20 protein-coding genes and 1 pseudogene are annotated in these 17,880 nt (G+C 63.6%); 10 read left to right on the top strand and 11 right to left on the bottom strand.

The genetic code is table 11. The features are described 5' to 3' along the window. Positions 1-53: 53 nt before the first annotated feature. On the top strand, positions 54-1,805 hold the full coding sequence (locus tag AB5Y54_RS00730) for an ABC transporter transmembrane domain-containing protein (RefSeq protein ID WP_368153101.1): 1,752 nt from the start codon (positions 54-56) through the stop codon (positions 1,803-1,805). A 54-nt stretch (positions 1,806-1,859) separates the two neighbouring features. Here AB5Y54_RS00730 and AB5Y54_RS00735 read toward each other — a convergent pair whose 3' ends face one another. Then, positions 1,860-3,041, bottom strand: a complete 1,182-nt coding sequence (locus AB5Y54_RS00735) for a hypothetical protein (protein WP_042016562.1) — start codon at positions 3,039-3,041, stop codon at positions 1,860-1,862. A 428-nt stretch (positions 3,042-3,469) separates the two neighbouring features. Between AB5Y54_RS00735 and AB5Y54_RS00740 the strand changes: the two genes are divergently transcribed. Then, the gene (locus AB5Y54_RS00740) at positions 3,470-3,943 is read left to right on the top strand and encodes a DUF4442 domain-containing protein (RefSeq protein ID WP_104452976.1); all 474 of its coding nucleotides are present in this window, start codon (positions 3,470-3,472) and stop codon (positions 3,941-3,943) included. Between the two features lie 38 nt (positions 3,944-3,981). On the opposite strand, the gene ybcJ is transcribed toward AB5Y54_RS00740, so the two are convergent. From ybcJ to AB5Y54_RS00760, 4 genes and pseudogenes are all read right to left on the bottom strand, one after another. Further along, the gene (gene ybcJ / locus AB5Y54_RS00745) at positions 3,982-4,215 is read right to left on the bottom strand and encodes a ribosome-associated protein YbcJ (protein WP_010674882.1); all 234 of its coding nucleotides are present in this window, start codon (positions 4,213-4,215) and stop codon (positions 3,982-3,984) included. A gap of 165 nt (positions 4,216-4,380) precedes the next feature. Further along, positions 4,381-4,785, bottom strand: a complete 405-nt coding sequence (locus tag AB5Y54_RS00750; RefSeq protein WP_104452975.1) for a MaoC family dehydratase — start codon at positions 4,783-4,785, stop codon at positions 4,381-4,383. Further along, the gene (locus AB5Y54_RS00755) at positions 4,782-6,569 is read right to left on the bottom strand and encodes a class I poly(R)-hydroxyalkanoic acid synthase (RefSeq protein WP_323900149.1); all 1,788 of its coding nucleotides are present in this window, start codon (positions 6,567-6,569) and stop codon (positions 4,782-4,784) included. The genes AB5Y54_RS00750 and AB5Y54_RS00755 overlap by 4 nt, the downstream gene beginning before the upstream one ends. A gap of 95 nt (positions 6,570-6,664) precedes the next feature. Continuing rightward, positions 6,665-7,015 (bottom strand): annotated as a pseudogene (locus AB5Y54_RS00760) (phasin family protein). Between the two features lie 303 nt (positions 7,016-7,318). On the opposite strand from AB5Y54_RS00760, the gene AB5Y54_RS00765 reads away from it, so the two are divergent. From AB5Y54_RS00765 to pdxY, 3 genes are all read left to right on the top strand, one after another. After that, entirely contained in the window at positions 7,319-7,882 is a 564-nt protein-coding gene (locus AB5Y54_RS00765; RefSeq protein WP_010674879.1) for a hypothetical protein, read from the top strand. A 77-nt stretch (positions 7,883-7,959) separates the two neighbouring features. Further along, positions 7,960-8,715, top strand: coding sequence for a DUF429 domain-containing protein (locus AB5Y54_RS00770; RefSeq protein WP_104452973.1), 756 nt, complete (start codon positions 7,960-7,962; stop codon positions 8,713-8,715). Positions 8,716-9,228: 513 nt separating this feature from the next. Then, on the top strand, positions 9,229-10,092 hold the full coding sequence (gene pdxY / locus AB5Y54_RS00775) for a pyridoxal kinase PdxY (protein WP_104452972.1): 864 nt from the start codon (positions 9,229-9,231) through the stop codon (positions 10,090-10,092). A gap of 40 nt (positions 10,093-10,132) precedes the next feature. On the opposite strand, the gene AB5Y54_RS00780 is transcribed toward pdxY, so the two are convergent. The 4 genes from AB5Y54_RS00780 to AB5Y54_RS00795 form a co-directional block, all read right to left on the bottom strand. Continuing rightward, positions 10,133-10,441, bottom strand: coding sequence for an antibiotic biosynthesis monooxygenase (locus AB5Y54_RS00780; protein WP_104452971.1), 309 nt, complete (start codon positions 10,439-10,441; stop codon positions 10,133-10,135). Positions 10,442-10,546: 105 nt separating this feature from the next. Then, positions 10,547-11,053, bottom strand: coding sequence for a GNAT family N-acetyltransferase (locus AB5Y54_RS00785; RefSeq protein ID WP_010674875.1), 507 nt, complete (start codon positions 11,051-11,053; stop codon positions 10,547-10,549). A gap of 101 nt (positions 11,054-11,154) precedes the next feature. Then, a complete protein-coding gene (locus AB5Y54_RS00790) occupies positions 11,155-11,547 on the bottom strand; it encodes an NUDIX domain-containing protein (protein ID WP_042863933.1) in 393 nt (130 codons plus the stop codon). A gap of 26 nt (positions 11,548-11,573) precedes the next feature. Beyond that, a complete protein-coding gene (locus AB5Y54_RS00795) occupies positions 11,574-12,125 on the bottom strand; it encodes a class IV adenylate cyclase (protein ID WP_042016569.1) in 552 nt (183 codons plus the stop codon). Between the two features lie 267 nt (positions 12,126-12,392). Between AB5Y54_RS00795 and AB5Y54_RS00800 the strand changes: the two genes are divergently transcribed. The 4 genes from AB5Y54_RS00800 (at position 12,393) to AB5Y54_RS00815 (ending at position 14,821) form a co-directional block, all read left to right on the top strand. Next, a complete protein-coding gene (locus AB5Y54_RS00800) occupies positions 12,393-13,238 on the top strand; it encodes a DUF5718 family protein (RefSeq protein ID WP_104452970.1) in 846 nt (281 codons plus the stop codon). A gap of 268 nt (positions 13,239-13,506) precedes the next feature. After that, positions 13,507-13,839, top strand: a complete 333-nt coding sequence (locus tag AB5Y54_RS00805; protein WP_039038590.1) for a YnfA family protein — start codon at positions 13,507-13,509, stop codon at positions 13,837-13,839. A gap of 23 nt (positions 13,840-13,862) precedes the next feature. Then, positions 13,863-14,318, top strand: coding sequence for a GNAT family N-acetyltransferase (locus AB5Y54_RS00810; protein WP_232048186.1), 456 nt, complete (start codon positions 13,863-13,865; stop codon positions 14,316-14,318). A 62-nt stretch (positions 14,319-14,380) separates the two neighbouring features. After that, entirely contained in the window at positions 14,381-14,821 is a 441-nt protein-coding gene (locus AB5Y54_RS00815) for an acetyltransferase (RefSeq protein ID WP_104452969.1), read from the top strand. Positions 14,822-14,891: 70 nt separating this feature from the next. On the opposite strand, the gene AB5Y54_RS00820 is transcribed toward AB5Y54_RS00815, so the two are convergent. Both AB5Y54_RS00820 and AB5Y54_RS00825 read right to left on the bottom strand, forming a co-directional pair. Continuing rightward, positions 14,892-16,280: a DEAD/DEAH box helicase gene (locus AB5Y54_RS00820; RefSeq protein ID WP_104452968.1), complete on the bottom strand. Its 1,389-nt coding sequence runs from the start codon at positions 16,278-16,280 to the stop codon at positions 14,892-14,894. 196 nt (positions 16,281-16,476) lie between these two features. Beyond that, entirely contained in the window at positions 16,477-16,953 is a 477-nt protein-coding gene (locus AB5Y54_RS00825; protein ID WP_039038588.1) for a glutathione peroxidase, read from the bottom strand. Positions 16,954-17,161: 208 nt separating this feature from the next. Between AB5Y54_RS00825 and AB5Y54_RS00830 the strand changes: the two genes are divergently transcribed. Then, the gene (locus AB5Y54_RS00830; protein ID WP_041211488.1) at positions 17,162-17,770 is read left to right on the top strand and encodes a 2OG-Fe(II) oxygenase; all 609 of its coding nucleotides are present in this window, start codon (positions 17,162-17,164) and stop codon (positions 17,768-17,770) included. Positions 17,771-17,880: the final 110 nt, after the last annotated feature.

Below are 17,880 nucleotides of genomic sequence, written 5' to 3' on the forward strand. Positions count from 1 at the left end.
GAGGGGAGCAAAGAGAGTCAATTCCCGTGGAACCTTGCGCTGGAGGCAAGTCTGTGAATCCAACCATCAAACGGCTGCTCGCCTACTGCGCCAGCTACCCCCGCTGGCTGGTGCAGGCGGGCATCTGCCTGCTGCTCGCCACCGGCGCCGAGGTGGCGGGCCCCTTGCTCATCAAGCTCTTCATCGATGACTACCTGGCGCCGCGCCGGCTGGAGTGGGGCATCATCGCCGCCCTTGCCGCCGGTTATCTGGGGTTGCAGGTGTTGTCGGCGGCCGGCTTCTATCTGCAATCCCTGCGCTTCAACCGCATCGCCCAGGCGGTGGTGCAGCGCCTGCGTGAGCAGGTGTTCGCCACCGCCATCCGCCTGCCTGCCCGCTATTTCGACAAGCACCGCTCGGGCTCCCTCATCTCCCGCATCACCAACGACACCGAGGCGATCATGAACCTCTATGTCCAGGTGATAGGGCTCCTGGTGCAAAAAGTGGTGCTCCTGTGCGGCATCCTGCTCTCCATGGCGCTGCTGGACTTGCGCCTGATGCTGGTGTGCGCCACCCTGCTGCCGGCGGTGGGGGCCGTGATGTGGCTCTACCAGAAACTGAGCGTGCCCGTGGTGCGGGCGACCCGATCCTTGCTCTCCGACATCAACAGCCGTCTCAACGAGTCGTTGCAGGGGATGCCGGTGATCCAGGCCATGGTGCAGGAGCGCCACTTCGCCAATGCCTTTGCCGGGGTGAACCAGCAGCACTGGCAGGCGCGGATCAAGAGCCTCAAGATCAACGGCATCCTGCTGCGCCCCCTCATCGATCTCTTCTACATGATGGTGCTCATCGGTCTGCTGGCCCTGTTTGCCCACGAGGGGCTGAGCACGGCGGGGGCCATCCAGGTGGGGGTGCTTTACGCCTTCATCAGCTATCTGGGGCGGATGATCGAGCCCCTCATCGAGATGACCAACCAGCTCAACCAGTTGCAGCAGGCCATGGTGGCGGGGGAGCGGGTATTCGCCCTGCTCGATGAAACCCGCGAGAGCACCGACGGGGAGGTGCGCCCCCTGGAGGGACGGGTACGCTTCGACGGGGTGGGCTTCTCCTACGACGGGGAGCAGCAGGTACTGCAAGATGTGAGCTTTGCCACCCGGCCGGGCCAGATGCTGGCGCTGGTGGGCCACACCGGCAGCGGCAAGTCCACCATCATCAGCCTGCTGAAGGGCTTCTACCCCCTGGATCGGGGGAGCATCCACTTCGATGATCACCCCATGAACGGCCTGGCCCTCTCGGCGGTGCGCCGCAGCATCGGCCTGGTGCAGCAGGATCCTTTCATCTTCGTCGGCACCCTGGCCGAGAACCTGCGCCTTGGGCGTGACGGCATCGAGGATGGCCGGCTCTGGCAGGCCCTGGAGGAGGTGCAGCTGGCCGATTTCGTGCGCCGCCTGCCCGATGGCCTGGCCACACTGATGGAGGAGGGGGGCAAGAACCTCTCCGCCGGCCAGCGCCAGCTGCTCTCCTTTGCCCGCGCCCTGGTGGGGGATCCGCGCATCCTCATCCTGGACGAGGCGACCGCGAGCGTGGACTCCCAGACCGAGCTCGCCCTCTCCCAGGCGCTCTCGGCGGCGCGCCGTGGCCGCACCACCATCGCCATCGCCCACCGTCTCTCCACCATTGTGGATGCCGATGAAATCCTGCTGCTCTCCCGCGGGTGGGTGAGCGAGCGCGGCACCCACGGCGAGCTGATGGCGCTGGGGGGGCATTATGCCCAGCTGTTCGAGATGCAGAGCCAGGGGGCCTGGCTTGAAGAGAAACGGGCCTGAGGCCCACCTAAAAAAACAGCCGGCATCTGCCGGCTGTTTTTTTGACTGGCGGGGTTACACCGTGACCTTGCTGCGGCTGACCAGCTTGGGCTCCAGGGGCGGGAAGTCATCGTTGAAGAAGGTATCCGCTTCTTCAATTTGTGCCTTGCGCTGCTTCTGGATGAAGCTGTCGAAGTCGCGCTTGATCTCGGGGTCCTTGAGGGCCTCGTAGTCGAACACGTTGGCGGCATAGAGGTAGTTGAAGTAGATGTCGACGAACTCGGCGCTGGCACAGGCGGAGGTGAACTTGCTGTTCTGGCGGTCGAAGTTGACGCGGTACTGCTTGATCTTCGGCACATAGACCAGCTCGTTGCCCACCTTGAACACTTCCACCGTGACCCCCACCGTGATGGTCTTGTAGAAGTCCTTGTTGTTCTCCACCCCGAAGCGGATGGCATCCCCCTGCTTTTGCAGGAACTTGTTGAAGCTGGCCAGCGCCGTGGTGCCCTGGCTCACCACCACGTCCATGATGAAGTTGATGAAGTCGGTGGCGATGCTGAGCCCCTTGATGTGGCGGCTGTAGCTCTGCTGATCGATCTTGCTCGGCCCCATCAGGGGGATCTTGGAGAGGGCCCTGGCCCAGAGATCCGCGTCCGTCTTGTACTGCTCGCCATAGGCTTCGGCGTAACGGTTGATGTAGGCGGTGACCACGGAGGTGATGGCGATGAGGTAGGCCTTCTGCTCCGCCAGCTTGGCCATGACGGCGGGATCGTCCAGCAGCTCGTTGGCCACGATGAACTCCACCAGGCCGTCCTTGTCGGCATAGGGATCATTGCCCACCGCCCGGACGGTATCGGGCAGATTGACGTCGTTGAAGAAGGCCTCGGCCTCGGCGAACTGATCATGGTTGCTCAGGCGGTTGGCCGGTGCCTCGCGCACCAGCTGGCAGAGCACCAGCTCGGCCTCGTAGTCCGACTCGCGCCACAGGGGGGCCTGCAACTGGTTGCCGAAGGTCTTCTTGTAGGCGAGGTTGAAGTCAAACAGCACCGAACTGCAGCCGCAATCCATGGCGAAGTCGACGGTGTAGCTCAGCGGCCCGGTGGGCAGGGGCTTGCTCATCTTCCCCTTGGCGCTGAGGTTGGCATAGCACTTGAGGTACTCCCGGCCAAACAGCTCGTAGGCACGGTTGTTGTTGAAGTTGAGCTGGAAAGTACCGGCGCTCTCGCCCCCGTTGAACAACTGTTGCACGTGACTCATCTCTCTATCCTTATGGTGAGATTGGTAGACGGGTTGACCCGGTGCCGAGTGGCTACTTCCGGGCCAGCAACAGCCTAGCGAGGGAGAGGGGGTTTGGTTACTGCGAATAATCCCAGTGGCGGGGGCGGGATCCTGGGCTAGCCCCCTGACGGGGAGTATTTCTCGTTGTGTTTCATTCGGATATGGCTGTCATGGTCCCGTCATCCGGGGCGGGACCTTGATAAAAATCGGAAAAAGGGGAAAAGAGAGGCGACCCGGGATCAGGAAAGGCCGGTTTTATCATTTGCCAGGTAAATAGAACCCAGCCATTGCATGAATTTTGCAAATACCCTTTGGGGGGCCGCTCACAGGGATGGCACGGGAGGCTTGTCTATCGGGAAGCAGGCTGGCAACATTTGCGTCACATTCACTCATCGGATCAGTTTGCAATGGACCTGCAACGCCTCAAAGGCAACCTCGCCCTGCGTCTGTTCGCCTGGCGCTACATTCCCGTCATTGGTTTCTGTGCCCCCGTCATCGAGCAGATGGACGCCAGGGCGCTGCGCATCCGCATTCCGCTGGGCTGGCGCACCCGCAACCACCTGGGCAGCATGTATTTCGGGGCGCTCGCCACCGGTGCCGACCTGGTGGGAGGGCTCCTGGTCATGGAGAAGGGGCGGGCGCGGCGCAAGAAGGTGCATTTCGCCTTCAAGGATGTGCAGGGGGAGTTTTTGAAGCGCCCGGAGGGGGACGTGCAGTTTGATTGCGCGGCGGGGGAGCTTATCGACGCCATGATCGACGAGTCCCTGGCGAGCGGTCAGCGCATCAACCGCCCCATCCAGGTGGTGGCCACCTGCCCGTCGCGCAACGGCGACGAGGCCATGGCCCGCTTCGTGCTGACCCTCTCCATCAAGGCCAGCTGAAGGCCAGAGGGCGCTTGGCGCCCTTGTTCAAGCCGGGATCAGAGGATCTCGGGGCTGACGCCTTCTTTCACGACCACCTTCATGCCGTTGAAGTTGACCACCTGCTCGGCGACTATCTTGCAGCGTTTGCGGGTCTCGACCTGACCGTCCACTTCCACCAGGCCCTCGGCGACCAGCGCCTTGGCGGCACCGCCACAATCGGCCCAACCCTGATGCTTGATCAGGTCACACAAGGCAACGAAGGGGTGACCTTCGAGCAGAAACGTCTCCATGGGAAATCCTCTAGCTGGATGAATGGCTGAAACAGCGGGGGGTCATTCTAGGCAGTTAGGCGGGGCAGGGAAAGGGCCCGGGCCGAATTGCCCCGAAAAAGGGGCGAGCACAGGCAAAAAAACCAGCCCGACCGGGCTGGTTGTGTCTCTGGGGGCCACTGGCGCTCAAGGGAGTTTCACCACCGCTTCCCCCGTCACGGCGAGGGCGCCGCCCTGGGTGAAGATGCGGGTGGCCAGGGTGGCGATGGGCTTGTCGCTTCGAAGGGCAATCACCTCCACCTCCGCCGTCACCTCGTCCCCCACGAACACCGGCAGTTTGAAGCCGAGGCTCTGGCCCAGGTAGATGCTCCCCTTGCCTGGCAACTGCTGACCGAGCAGCCCGGAGAAGAGGCTCGCCAGCAACATGCCGTGGACGATGGGGCGCTCGAACACCGTCGTGGCGGCGAAGTCCGGGTCCAGGTGCAGGGGATTGAAATCCTCCGAGAGGCCGGCGAAGGCCGCCACCTCGGCCGGGCCGAAGCGCTTGGTCAGGCTGGCTTTCTGGCCCACGGCAAGGGGTTGTGTACTCATGCGGGTTCCTCTTCTTGCTTCCTGACGCCGGCAAACACCGGATTGAGCCGTACCTTGACGTAGCTGCCGGGGGCTGCCTCCAGCCCCTCGACAGGCTGCCGGGCGGGGACGGGCTCTGCCTCGTCACGGTCTTTGATAAAGCGCATCATCTCGGGCCACCAGGAGCCGCTCTGGTGGGTCGCCCCCGCCAGCCACTGCGTCGGGCTGTCCGCCTCGGCCTCGCTCTGCCAGAAGCCGTATTTGTTGGCATCCGGCGGATTGATGATGCCGGCGATGTGCCCGGATTCGGCCAGAATGAAGCGCCGCTCGCCCCCGAACAGCGCCATGCCCTGCCAGGTCCCCTGCCAGAGGGCGATGTGATCGTCCACGGCGGACACCAGCAGCACCGGGGTCTTCACCTTGGCGAGATCGATGCGGGTGTGGCGGATCCGAAGTTCCCCCTTCACCAGCTGGTTTTCCAGGTAGAGTCGGCGCAGCAGGCTGTTGTGGGTCTTGCCCGCCACGTTGGTGCTGTCGCTGTTCCAGTGCAGCAGATCGAACGCCACCGGGCTCTGGCCCTTGAGGTAGCTGTCAATGTAGTAGTTCCAGTAGAGGCTGTTCTCCCGCAGCAGACTGAAGGAGACCGCCAGCTGGCGCCCGTCCATGATGCCCCTGGCCTCGTTCTGGGCTTCCAGCGCCGCGATGATGGGCTCGTGGATGAAGATGCCAAGCTCCCCGGGCTGGGAGAAGTCCAGCAGGGTGGTGAACAGGGTGGCGCTGCGCACCCGCTGCTTCTGGCGCCGCGCCGCCAGCCAGCCCATGGCGAGTGACAATGCAGTGCCACCGATGCAGTAGCCGATGCCGTACACCTCCCGCTCGCCGGTGGCCGCCTCCACGGCGTCCAGGGCGGCGATGACCCCGTCCACCACGTAGTCGTCGAGATCGATGTCGGCCTGGGCCGGCCCCGGGTTGCGCCAGGAGATCATGAAGACCGTCTGCCCCTGGGCGACCAGCCAGGCCACCAGGGAGTTCTGGGGGCGCATGTCCATGATGTAGTACTTGTTGATGAAGGGGGGCACGACCAGCACCGGGGTCTTGCCCACCGTCGCCGTGGTCGGGCTGTACTGGATGAGCTCAAAGAGCTCGGTGCGCAGCACTACCCGGCCCGGGGTGGTCGCCAGATCCCGGCCGAGCTCGAAGGCGGACTCGTCGGTCAGGCGGATGTTGAGGTGATCGGCGCTGCGCTCCAGATCTTCGGCCAGGAGCGCAAGGCCGCGCACCAGATTCTGGCCGTCGGACTCCAGGGTGAGCTTGAGCAGCTCCGGGTTGGTGGCCAGGAAGTTGCTGGGAGCCATGGCGTTGACGTACTGGCGGGTGAAAAAGCGCAGTCGCTCCCGGCTCTTCTCGGGCACGCCCTCCAGGGCATCCACCGCCGCCAGCAGGTGTCTTGCGGTCAGCAGATAGGATTGCTTGAGGTAGTCATAGAGGGGTTGCTCGCTCCAGGCCTCGGCCTTGAAGCGGCGATCGCTGCGATCCGGGGTGATCACCGGCTCGCTCGGCTGGCCTGCACTCTTGAGCAGGGTGTGCTGCATCAGCTTGAGCTGATCCTGCCACCAGTTCATCTGGGACTGGATCAGCTGCCAGGGCTGCTGGCTGCCCTGCTCCAGCACCTGGCCCAGATCGTCCAGACTGGTCTGCAGCAGGGCCTGGGCCGTGCGCTCGGTCTGGGCTCTGGCCATGGCCAGCAGCTTGTCGTTGTAGTGGGCCAGGGCCTCGAACAGCGGGCCGTAAGATGATTGGCTCATGTGTTCTCCTTCACCCACGCCCGAGGCGGGCACTTGCCCGTTCTGTCGAGTCGTAGGGAGATGTGGCTGCCCGCAAGACGGGCAGCCAGGGGTTATCAGGCCTTGCCCGTGCTCTTCTTGATGCCATCTGCGGTCAGGGCATCCAGCTCTTCCTTGAACTGCTGGCCGAGGGCGTTGAGCTTCTGGATGTCATCCAGCATCTGGCGGGAGAGCTGGCTGGCGCTCTCCAGCTGCACGGTGCCGAGGGCCGCCAGGCTCTGGGCATCCTGCACCTTGCCGACGGCCTACAACTGGTTGAGCCCCAGTTCGGCGTAGGCATTGGCGGACGCCAGTTGCAACCGGGTCAGCTGTTCGATGTTGCTGGCCAGCAGCTGGTTGTAGCGGGGGAGGGGAGCGGCAAAGCCTTGCATCTGCTCGGTAAAGCTCTTGATCACGTCCATATTCATCATGGGTCTCCGGTTCGGCAGAACACTGTTTTTGCGGGTCAATCGACCCTTCTTGCGGGTACAGCACGTCATCCCTGTGTTACGTGTTGTTTGCTCTGTTCAAACACACGTTTGAGCATTCTGCAACCAATCCACCTTTGGTATAAATGGCATAAATGTTAGTTTCTGTTTGAATTTTCCAATCCGCCGAGAGAGCCATCCCCGGGTTCAGACGAGAGGTGACGCAGGGCAGGGGGCGGGGTCTCGTTCCCCGGGGCCTGCGCTGGTACCCTTGAGCCACACCCTCTTCACAAGGAATCCCCGATGAAACCGTTCGCCCTGCTGCTCGGCTGTGGTGCCCTGACCCTCGCCGGTGTCGCCCAGGCCAGCACGCCGGTCCAGATCTCCCTGCCCGGTGTCAACCTGCCCTCGTCCAATCAGGTGGAAGGGGCACGGGCTTCCTTCCTCTACGGCCGCACCGGCCAGGTGAAGGGGATCGATCTGCCGGTGTTCGCCCTCTCCGACGTGGATCAGTTCACCGGCCTGCAGCTTGGTGTGTTCTTTGGCGCGAGCCGGGTGCGCCACCAGTTTGGCGGGGTCGCCATCAACGCCGTCAACTGGCACGAAGGGCAGGATACCGGCCTCAATCTGGGCTTCGTCAACCTGACCAACAATGTGAAGGGGCTCAACTGGGGGGCGGTCAACATCGCCCAGGGCAATGCCCTGGCCAACGTCGGCTTCGTCAACTATGCCGAACGCACCACCTTCCAGCTGGGATTCGTCAATGCCACCAAGCACCTGGACGGCTTGCAGATTGGTCTGGCCAACTACGCCGAGAACGGCATCTTCCCCATTCTGCCCCTGATCAACTTCAAGAAATCCTTCTAGGGACCAACTTGCCTTTGCTTTAGGAGGGGCAGCCATTACCCTGTGCTCCATCAAGGCTGCACAGAGGTAACAGGGGCATGACAACGGAACACATGGACGCCATCGGCATCGGCTGGGACGTGAGGGGCTGGCAGGGCAATGCCCAGGCGGTGGCGGTGGTGGGTTGGCAGGCCCGGGAGTCGCGTCTGCACTGGCTCGGGATCTCCCCCCTGTTTCGGCTGAGCTCCCGGGTCGCGCCGGATCTGGATGCCCTGCTGCGCCCGGCCCTGCAAGACGAGGTGGCGCTGATGCAGGTGCTGGCCTGCCCGCGACTTGCTCTCGGCATCGATGCGCCCCTGGCCTTTCCCCGCGCCCTCGCCGATCTGCTGGCGGGGCGGGGGAGCGGCTTTCCCGTGCCTCAGCGGGAGATTGACAACCCTTACGCCTACCGGGATTGCGAGCGCTGGCTCCATCAGCACTATGGCAAGAAGCCCCTCTCCGCCACCTTCGACAGGCTCGGCAACAACGCCACCCTGGCCCTCTCCATGCTGCCGCGCCTCGGGGATCTGCAACTGGTGCCAAAACAGGCGAGGGCTGCCGGGCGCGCGGTGCTGGAGGTCTATCCCGCCCTGGCCAAAATGGGGGGCAAAGCCTCTGCGGTGCGGCCCGAGCTGCAACCCCACCTGCCGGTGTCCCTCATCCCTGGAACGGATCCCTATGATGCCGCGCTCTGCGCCCTGATGGCCCTGCAATATGCGGCCGAAGGGGCCGTCACCTCGCTGCCTGCCCTGGTGGACCTGCCGGACGAGATGGCACCGGACGAAGGCTGGGTCTACCACTTCGCCCGGGATTGAGACGCCCAAGGGCACTGCGCTCCCTCTGACGACTGCTGGCGACTCGCTGTAGTCACGGCACTGGTGACGTGACTTGCTGTCGCCACTGCGTATGGCTTGTCGTTGCCACGGTGTCAGGCAAGGGTAGGCCGCCTTTGTCCTGTGATCTTCCGACGTCTCCTTGACCTTGCCCTTGTTGCCTTATTTTGCGACTGCCGACTGCCGACTGCCGACTGCCGACTGCCGACTGGTGCCTTTCCATCGGACCTCATCCTTGATCCCGATTGTTTGTGGTTGGTTGAAAAATCACCTCATATGCCATCAGACAAGAGGCATCCAGGTACATTTATCACCCCGCAGCAGCGGGGGAGATGGCTCCAGGGTTGTGCAGAAACAGGGTAGCGGCGGTCAAATATGCGGCAGGTTAAGCCTGCTGAAGCATAAATAGGGAGTCATGGCGTTAATTGCTGGAAGAGCCGTCTCTTCATCCGATATATTGCCTCTTTTCCTCAGGTTTCTTGTGCGGTGGTGTCGATGAAACGCATTCTCTCTATCCAGTCCCACGTGGTGTTTGGCTGTGCCGGCAACAGCGCAGCCGTGTTCCCCATGCGCCGTCTCGGCATGGAGGTGTGGCCCATCAATACGGTGCAGTTCTCCAACCACACCCAGTACGAGGCGGGTTGGCAGGGAATGGCAATGCCGGTGGGCCACATTGCCGCCCTGTGCCAGGGGCTTTGCAATATCGAGGTGCTGGCGCGCTGCGATGCGGTGCTGAGCGGCTATCTGGGCTCGGCGGAGCAGGGGGACGAGATCCTGGCGGTGGTGGCGGCGGTGAAACGAGCCAATCCGGCGGCCCTCTATTTCTGCGATCCCGTGATGGGGCATCCGGAGAAGGGGTGTATCGTCGCCCCGGGCGTCACCCGCTTTCTCACCGAGCAGGCCCTGCCGGTGGCGGACATCATGGCCCCCAATCTGCTGGAGCTGGAGACCCTGTGCGATGTCCATCTGACAACCCTGGCCCAGACCCGGGTCGCCGCACACCAGTTGCTGGAGAAGGGGGTGAAGATGGTGCTGGTCAAGCACCTGGGTCGCGCCGCCAGCGTCCCCGGCCGCTTCGAGATGCTGCTTGCCACCCCCGAGGGAGACTATCTGATCGCCCGTCCCCTTTACGATTTCGCGCGCCAACCGGTGGGCGTGGGGGATCTCATCAGTGCCCTGATGCTGGCCAACCTGCAGGCGGGATATGATGGGGTGAGCGCCTTCGAGCGCACCAACGCCGCGGTGGATGCGGTGCTGCGACAGACCTGGGAGGCGAATGCCTACGAGCTGCAGCTCATCGCGGCCCAGAGCGCCTTTGCCGAGCCGCAGATTGCCCACAGGGCCGAGCGACTGGCCTGACGCCATTGATCAGTCCGTGACGGGACTGTCTGATCAAGGTTCAGCTTGCGGCGCTGATCGGTGTTGCATCCTGAAAATGTTCGACCCTGGGGAAGGGGTCGTAGAAGTGGTGCAGCAGGGCCTTCCACTCCTGGTACCGGGGGGAGCCCCTGAACCCCCGGGTGTGATCTTCCAGCCGTTCCCACTGCACCAGCAGCAGATAGTGATGGGGATCGTCCAGGGCACGCTGCAACTGGTGGCCCAGGTAGCCGGGCATGGCGCTGATGATGTGCTGGGCCCGGGCGAAGGCCTGCTCGAAGTCAGTGGCATTGCCGGGAATGATCTGCAGATGGGCGACTTCCAATATCATGATGGCTCCTTGCCGATGAGTCTGATTGAACCAAAAACCTATGTACGCCGAGCCCTTGGAGGGGGCAAGACCGGCACGCTGTCCGGTCTTGCCAGGCCGTCTGCCTCAGAGCTGCTTGTAGAAGAACTGGGTGGCGGCGAGGGTGCCGTCCCCATTGCGGGCGAAGTCCGGGATCTGGCCGGCCTCCTGATAGCCGAGCTGGCGATAGAGGCTGGAGGCCACGTCGCCGACCCGGGTATCCAGCACCAGCAAGGTACGCCTGGCGTCCCGGGCCCCTTGCTCCATGGCGTTCATCAGGGCGCGGCCCACCCCCTTGCCACGGGCCTGGCTGTGGACCATCAGCTTTTCCACTTCGGCCCTGTGGCCCCCGTTGGCCTTGGTGCACAGGGAGAGCTGCAGGGCGCCCACCAGATGGTGCTGATCAAACGCCACCCAGAGCTTGCGCACTCCATCCGCCAGCTCCCCCTCGATGCCTTGCCAGTACGCCAGCCCCTGTTCTTCCTGCAGGGGAGGCAGAAAGCCCACCGAGGCACCGCTGGCCACGCAATCTTGCAGCAGGGCGATCAGCGCCGGTTTGATGCCTCTGGTGCTCTCGACCTCAAGGATCTCCATTGAATGTCCTCATCTTCTCTCTTGGCCCACGTGGGGGATTAACGTCTCGGGCGCGGACTCTCCTGCCGGTGCCATCATCATCCGGTCAGGTGCGCCGTCTCTTAATGGATCAGTCCCTGCGCTGCCAGCCACTGGAACAGCAGGCGGGAGACGGGGGAGACTTCGGCCAGGTGGCGGCTGTCCAGCCAGCGCAGCTCGGCGATCTCCGCCGAGGCGACGGGCGTGCCGTCGGCGTCCCCCGTGTAGCAACGCAGATTGACATTCACCCCTTGCGGCTTGCCGTCCGCCTGGGCGCTGAACTCGCAGGAGAACGCGAGGGTGTCGGGTTTCAGGGTGACCGCGAGCTCTTCCTCGATTTCACGAACGAGGGCCGCCTCGTCGCTCTCGCCCGGCTCGCGCTTGCCCCCCGGAATGTAGTAGATGTCCTTGCCGTGGGAGCGGGCGCACAGCAGCTGTCCCTCCTTGAAGGTCAACCAGGCGAGTTTGTCGATCATGGGCAGATTCCTCTTGTTGCCGCTTGTCAAAGGGGGGCTCGCTGCTCGCACAGGGTGCGATAGGAGCGGGTTTCCCGCATCTCGGGCGCCAGTCCCAGCCGGCTAGCGAGCGCCAGCAACTGCGCGCGGTAGGCGGGCAGGGCGGCCTCGTCGTCAGTCATGATGGCGAGCTCGGCAAAATCACCGACACCTGCCAGGTGATCCACCGTGACGTGGAAGGCCCCCAGAAAATAGATGCTGCGCCGCTTGTCGATGGTCAGTACCGGCTGGTAGCCCAGGGTGCGCACCATGCTGGTCGCCTTGTCCGCATCGGTGATGTTGACCGCCTCGCAGCGATCGGGTCCGGGCCCTTTGACTATCCAGAGCCGGATGCCGCTGGGGGCCATGGTGCGGATGATCAGGCTCTTCTCCTCCCGGGCCAGGGCGCCATCTGCCGTGTCGAAGTAGCAGTCCTGCTCATGATTGTCCGCCACCATCACCTCGGGGCCGAGGGCCGTGAGGGTATGCACAAAGGCGGCGCTGTCCGTCAGGCGGTATTTGAACTCCACCTCGAAGCGCCCCTGAAAGTGGGTGGTCATGGCCTTGCGACGGCTCCCGAACGGCAAATGAATAGGGCAGCCTAGCAAAAGTGCCGGGCTCTCCCAAGCATCGGGATCACAGCTTCGCATTGACTGCAGACTTTATGACCAGATGGTGAGGGAAAATCCGCCCTGGTGCACAGCTTGTGGCCCGGTGGCTGGGCGCCGTCCGGGGGCTGTGCTCTAATAAGCTCCCTCTTTGGCGGTATTGCCGCCCTGAACAACGACAACGAGGCGGCGGCCCCGGCCGCGCCAGTGGAGCCACAGATGCAGATCACCTCACAGACCCCCTTTATCGGACTGGGCGTGGCGGGCAACTTCGCCGGTCACCTGGAGCAGGCAGGGGAGGCGGCGGATTTCGTCGCCGTCAAGGTTGACGACAAGGTCGCCCCCAAGGCGCTGTTCCCCTTCTATGTGCCGAACCATCCCGGCCAGCTCGGGGTCTTTCCCCTGAGCGGCGAGGCCATCTTCCTGCCGGAGGCGGCGGTGAGCGGGGACGAAAAGGTGCAGATTGAACCCGAGGTGGCACTGTGGTGCGAGCTGGAGTACACGGGGGAGCAGGTGGTGGCCATCCATCCCAAGGCGTTTGGCGCCTACAACGACTGCTCCATCCGTCGCCCCAATGCCAACAAGATCAGCGAGAAGAAGAACTGGGGTGAAGAGAGCAAGGGGCTGGCTGCGAACCTGCTGCCCCTGACCCACTTTGCCGCAGGATGCGAGCTCGATGACTACCGCATCGCCTGCTACCTGGAGCGCGGCGGCGAGCTGCACCCCTACGGGATCGACAGCGCGGCGGTGGATTACAGTTATTTCCACGGTCAGTTGCTGGCGTGGGCCATCGACAAGTTCAACCATCAGCAGGACGAAGGCCCGGCCGAGCATATCCAGGGGCTGCTGACCCAGGCGGGGCGCCCGGCCCATGCACTCATCAGCATTGGTGCCACCCGCTATACCCCCTTTGGCGAGACCCACTTCCTCGCCCCCGGTGACACCGCCTGCGTGGTGGTCTACCCCGCCAGTCGCTACGACGAGCAGGATATCCAGGAGGCCATCCGAGCCCGCCGCTTCGGGCCGGATGTCTCCGTGCTGCTGCAGGCGGTCAAGACCCGCTAATCCTGTCGTCAGGCCCGCTTCGGCGGGCCTGACTGTTTTTAAGCACAGCGCAGCCCGTTCCCTGTCGGCTTTCTACCCCCTGTTTGCATACCCTCTATACCTACCGCACGCCATGCCAAGCGCATGATGTTCCTCGATCCTGTTCGCGCTCCGCCATCTGCCTCCCGTGCCCTGAACCGTGCACCTCGAAAGCCGATTGCAGTGGCTGGATATAACAGTATGATTTGCCACAAGAAGTCCATTCTGCCTGCAAGGATCCCGAGTATTCATGGTTGAACTCAAGACCCTGGCCCTGTTTCTGGTGACTGCGGTTGCCGAGATCCTGGGCTGTTATCTCCCTTATCTCTGGCTGACCCAGGGCAAGAGCGTCTGGCTGCTGCTGCCCGCGGCCCTGAGCCTGGCCCTGTTCGCCTGGCTGCTCTCATTGCACCCGACCGCCGCTGGCCGCGTCTATGCCGCCTATGGCGGCGTCTACATCTTCGTGGCCATTCTCTGGCTCTGGGCCGTGGATGGCATCAAACCCAGCCTGTGGGATCTGGTGGGGGCCGGGGTGGCCCTGATCGGCATGGCCATCATCATGTTTGCCCCAAGACCCGCCTGATATCGATGCCAAGGGAGATCAGCATGATGACGACAGTGGTGATAAGAGAGTGTGAGGCGCAGGACTTGGCCGGGCTGCTGGCCCTTTATCAGGAACTCAGGCCTCAGGACCCCGTGCTCGACGAGCAAGGGGCCCGCGAGGGATTGGCGGCGATGCTTGATCTGTCCCATACCCGCATCATGGTGGCCCTGGTGGAGGGGCAGCTGACCTCCAGCTGCCAGCTCGGGGTGATCCCGACCCTCACCAACGGCGGCCGACCCTTCGGCATCATAGAGCATGTGATCACGGGTGCCGCGTTTCGCCGCCAGGGGCTCAGCCATCAGTTGCTGGAGCATACCCTGGCGCTGGCCTGGGAGCTGGATTGCTACAAGGTGATGCTGCTCTCAGGGGAGGGGCGGGAGGCCGCTCATCGCCTCTATGAGGGACTCGGTTTCAAGGCCGGCATCGAGAAAGGGTTTGTTATTAAGGCGCCGCAATAAGTCCCATGGACTGCTGCATCATCAAAGGCGTGGGCTGTTATCCGCAACATATTGAGGTAGCGATGAAAATTGACGCCGCACAAAAGTGCGATCACCCAACCCTTATCACCATCTGGGAGGCATCGGTGCGCGCCAGCCACCACTTCCTGCAAGAAGCCGACATAGCGGCCCTGAGGCCCTTGATCCTGGAGCACTATTTTGATGCCGTGACGCTGAACTGTGCCAGAGTAGACAATGGCGAGATCGTCGGTTTTATCGGGGTGGCCGAGGGCAATATCGAGATGCTGTTCGTCGACCCCGCCGGGATGGGGCAGGGGGTGGGTCGCCAACTGGTGGCCCATGCCATCGCCAATCTCGGGGCGCGCCGGGTGGATGTGAACGAGCAAAACGAAGGGGCCTGTGGGTTTTACCGACGGATGGGCTTCGAGGTGACGGGGAGCTCCCCCCTGGATGGCCAGGGCAAGCCCTATCCGCTGCTGCACATGGCCTTGGCCGCCGGTTAAGGGCGCCAGAGCATAAAAAAACCGCCCGAGGGCGGTTTTTTGTTGTTCAGGAGGTTTGGCTTGCGCCCCCTCACTCCTCGCTGGAGTTGTCCTGATAGTCGCCCCGCTGGGCCTTGGGCAGACGGCGCATAGGGGCGAAACCGATGTCCTCGCCCACCACTTCCCGCTTGCGGGACTTGTTTTGCGCAGGCTGGGCCGGCTTCTTGGCGCCATCCCCTTTGCCTTTCCCGGCGGCGGGCTTGCCCTTGGCGTTGGCATGGCCACGGGCGCGGGGCGGGTTTTGCACCGGCTTGCTGCCCGGCAGGGTCTGGCGGCTCGGCTTGCCGCTCGGCTCGTATCCTTCCAGGATCTCCACGGTCAGGGATTGGCCGATCAGCGCCTCGATCTCCTTGAGCTGACCCAGCTCGTCCTGGCTCACCAGGGAGATGGCCTCGCCGCCACGGCCGGCGCGGCCGGTGCGGCCAATGCGGTGGATGTAATCCTCCGCCATCTGGGGCAGCTCGAAGTTGATCACGTGGGGCAGTTGATCGATGTCCAGGCCGCGAGCGGCGATGTCGGTGGCAACCAGCACCCGCACCTTGCCTTCACGAAAATCCGCCAGCGCCCGGTTGCGGGCCCCCTGGCTCTTGTCACCGTGGATGGCGACCGTATCCAGGCCATCTTTCTGCATTTGCTGGGCGAGCCTGTCGGCAATCTGCTTGGTGCGCACGAACACCAGCACCCGCTGCCAGTTGCCACGGCCAATCATGTGGGAGAGCATCTCCCGGCGGCGCTCCCGATCGACCTGGATGATGCGCTGGCTTACCTGCTCGGCGGCGGTGTTGCTGGGATCCACCTCGATGAGGGTGGGATCCTTGAGCAGATCGTCCGCCAGCGCCTTGATGTCATTGGAGAAGGTGGCAGAGAACAGCAGGGTCTGACGCTCCTCCGGCAGGGCCTTCATGATCCGGCGAATGTCGGTGATGAACCCCATGTCGAGCATTCTGTCCGCTTCATCCAGCACCAGTACCTCGAGGGCGCTCAGGGTCAGGGCGCCCTGGGTCAGCAGATCCAGCAGGCGGCCCGGGGTGGCGACCAGGATGTCGACCCCGAGCTTGATGGCGTCCAGGTTTGGCTTGATGCTGACGCCGCCATAGGCGATCAGGGTACGAAACGGCAGGTGGTGGGCATATTTGATGATGCTCTCACCCACCTGGGCGGCCAGCTCCCGGGTCGGGGTCAGCACCAGGGCTCGCACCTGGCGACGACCGCCACGGCCGTGGTTGGCCAGCAGTCTATGAAGCATGGGCAGGGTGAAACCGGCCGTCTTGCCCGTGCCTGTCTGGGCGCCGCCCAGCACGTCCTGCCCGGCCAGGATGGCGGGAATGGCTTGCTGCTGGATGGGGGTGGGTTGTTCGTAACCCAGCTCCTTGACGGCTCGCAGGATGTGCGGTGACAGACCCAGTTCATTGAATGACATGTTCGAGGGACACTCCGAGCCTTGGGCTCAACGGGTGACGGCAGCCTTGGTCCGTCACGACATGGAAAATAGGGTGGGTCGCCATCGAGGCTGGGCCTGAGCCCGGCAAAGCGACCGCACAAGAGAACAGTGGGCGCGTAATATAGCAGATGCGAGGCGCACGCGCAGCAGCCGTGTCGCGAGCGGCGCACACCCGTCAGAGCAGTCCCTCGATGGCCTGCACCAGATCCTCCGGCCTGGTCTGGGGGGCGAAGCGGTCCACCACCCGGCCTTCTCGGTCAATCAGGAACTTGGTGAAGTTCCACTTGATGGCCTCGCTGCCAAGGAGTCCGGGCTTTTGCTCCTTGAGCCAGCGATAGAGGGGGTGAGCCCCGGCGCCGTTGACCTCGCATTTGGCCATCAGGGGGAAGCTGACCGGGTAGTCGAGAGAGCAGAAGCGGGCGATCTCCTCGGCATCGCCCGGCTCCTGATGGCCAAACTGATCGCAGGGAAAGCCCAGGATCTCGAAGCCTTGGGGGCCGAACTGGCGATAGAGGGCCTCAAGCCCGGTGTATTGGGGGGTAAAACCGCAGCGGCTTGCCACGTTGACCACCAGCACGACACGGCCCTGCAGATCGGCGGTGGACCAGGCCGTGCCATCGAGTCGTTGCAGGGGGATGAGGGGCAGGGGCATGGTTTCTCCTGATGCAAGAGGGGCGACAAGGCGCCCGGGGGACAATCCTTGCACGTTAACGGGCCGAGGGCCGGGGAGCAAGGGGGAGGGCGTCTGTGCCCCCCAGACTCCTATTGATGGCGGGACTTCTCAAGAGAAGCAATCCGGTTTGTGCCGATGGTCCGAAGTCGCTACAAAGCGCACTCTCTCCCCTCGCTGCGAGCCTATCTTGGACTATCAAGCCGTCATGGATGCCATCTACACCCGGGGTTGGGTGATAGTGGATGATTTTTTAACCGCCGCCGAGGTGGATGCCCTCAAGGCCTGCCTGCCGGACGAGTGGCGACCGGCGGGGATCGGGCGCGAGACCCTGCATCAGGACAACCGCGATATCCGTCGGGATCAGATCCACTGGCTCGACGCCTCCCTCGGCGCGCCGGTGGCCGACTATCTGGCCCGGATGGAGTCCCTGCGTCTGGCCGCCAATCGCAGCCTGATGCTGGGGCTATTCGACTACGAGGCCCACTTTGCCCGCTACCGTCAGGGGGACTTCTACGCCACCCATCGCGACGCCTTCGCCGGGCGATCCAACCGCCGGCTCACCTCGGTGTTCTACCTGAACAACGACTGGCAGCCAGAGGCGGGGGGAATATTGCGGGTCTATGACGACAGCGAGCAGTTTCTGATGGATGTCTCCCCCCGGGGCGGGCGGCTGGTGCTCTTCCTGTCTGAAGAGTTTCCCCACGAGGTGCTGCCCGCAAGCCGGGAGCGCTACAGCATTGCCGGCTGGTTTCGGGTCAACGGCAATGGCGCCGGGCGGGTCGATCCCCCCCGCTGAGCGCATTTCATCCTGTTTCTGACACAGGAAGAGACTTTTATCTGCCCGGGCAGGGGGAGGTGCGCCCCATCGGCTGACAAGGCTTCCCCTCCCTTGCTACACTGCCCGCA

The organism is Aeromonas sp. s9 (assembly GCF_040907765.1).
GTDB lineage: Bacteria > Pseudomonadota > Gammaproteobacteria > Enterobacterales > Aeromonadaceae > Aeromonas > Aeromonas caviae.